1 rRNA gene is annotated in these 1868 nt (G+C 57.5%); it reads left to right on the top strand.

What is annotated here, in order from left to right:
- Positions 1-1836: ribosomal RNA gene (locus RM779_RS33190) — 23S ribosomal RNA — on the top strand; the annotation flags it as partial.
- Positions 1837-1868 lie beyond the last annotated feature (32 nt).

Raw genomic sequence — 1868 nt, 5'->3', positions numbered from 1 at the left:
ATGTTGTGGTGGGTAGGGGAGCGTCGTGTGCCGGGTGAAGCAGCCGTGGAAGCGTGTTGTGGATGGTTCACGAGTGAGAATGCAGGCATGAGTAGCGATACACACGTGGGAAACGTGTGCGCCGATTGACTAAGGGTTCCTGGGTCAAGTTGATCTGCCCAGGGTAAGTCGGGGCCTAAGGCGAGGCCGACAGGCGTAGTCGATGGATAACCGGTTGATATTCCGGTACCCGCTATGGAGCGCCAGCGCTGAATCTTCTGATGCTAAGCCCGTGAAGCCGCCGGCAGGGGTCTTTGATTCTTGTCGGAGTGGTGGAGCCGGTGACCCGAGGGGGTAGTAGGTGAGTGATGGGGTGACGCAGGAAGGTAGTCCAGCCCGGGCGGTGGTTGTCCCGGGGTAAGGGTGTGGCCCGTCGTGCAGGTAAATCCGTGCGACATGTGGGTGAGACCTGATGCCGAGCCGATTGTGGTGAAGTGGATGATCCTATGCTGTCGAGAAAAGCCTCTAGCGATGTTTCATGGTGGCCCGTACCCTAAACCGACTCAGGTGGTCAGGTAGAGTATACCGAGGCGTTCGGGTGAACTATGGTTAAGGAACTCGGCAAATTGCCCCCGTAACTTCGGGAGAAGGGGGGCCGCTTCTGGTGAAGGACTTTTCGTCTGGAGCTGGGGGTGGCCGCAGAGACCAGCGAGAAGCGACTGTTTACTAAAAACACAGGTCCGTGCGAAGCTGTAAGGCGATGTATACGGACTGACGCCTGCCCGGTGCTGGAACGTTAAGGGGACCGGTTAGCTGCCCTTTTGGGGGTGGCGAGGCTGGGAACTTAAGCGCCAGTAAACGGCGGTGGTAACTATAACCATCCTAAGGTAGCGAAATTCCTTGTCGGGTAAGTTCCGACCTGCACGAATGGCGTAACGACTTCTCGGCTGTCTCAACCATAGGCCCGGTGAAATTGCAGTACGAGTAAAGATGCTCGTTTCGCGCAGCAGGACGGAAAGACCCCGGGACCTTTACTATAGCTTGATATTGGTGTTCGGTTCGGTTTGTGTAGGATAGGTGGGAGACTGTGATGCTCGGGCGCCAGCCTGGGTGGAGTCGTTGTTGAAATACCACTCTGATCGTGCTGGATGTCTAACCTGGGTCCGTGATCCGGATCGGGGACAGTGTCTGGTGGGTAGTTTAACTGGGGCGGTTGCCTCCTAAAGAGTAACGGAGGCGCCCAAAGGTTCCCTCAGCCTGGTTGGTTATCAGGTGGTGAGTGTAAGTGCACAAGGGAGCTTGACTGTGAGACTGGCGGGTCGAGCAGGTGCGAAAGCAGGGACTAGTGATCCGGCGGTGGCTTGTGGGAGCGCCGTCGCTCATCGGATAAAAGGTACCCCGGGGATAACAGGCTGATCTTCCCCAAGAGTCCGTATCGACGGGATGGTTTGGCACCTCGATGTCGGCTCGTCGCATCCTGGGGCTGGAGTTGGTCCCAAGGGTTGGGCTGTTCGCCCATTAAAGCGGTACGCGAGCTGGGTTTAGAACGTCGTGAGACAGTTCGGTCCCTATCCGCTGTGCGCGTTGGAGTCTTGAGAAGGGCTGTCCCTAGTACGAGAGGACCGGGACGGACGAACCTCTGGTGTGCCAGTTGTTCTGCCAAGGGCATGGCTGGTTGGCTACGTTCGGGAGGGATAACCGCTGAAAGCATCTAAGCGGGAAGCCTGCTTCGAGATGAGGACTCCCACCTACTTGATAGGGTAAGGCTCCCTGTAGACGACGGGGTTGATAGGCCGGAGATGGAAGCCTGGTGACGGGTGGAGTTGACCGGTACTAATAGGCCGAGGGCTTGTCCGCAGATGCTCGCGTCCACTGTGAATTCTTAGCCG

Source organism: Streptomyces johnsoniae, from assembly GCF_031845565.1.
Classification (GTDB): Bacteria; Actinomycetota; Actinomycetes; order Streptomycetales; family Streptomycetaceae; genus Streptomyces; species Streptomyces johnsoniae.
Note: the sequence above shows the minus strand (reverse complement) of the source record. Positions and strands in the feature narration are given on the sequence as shown.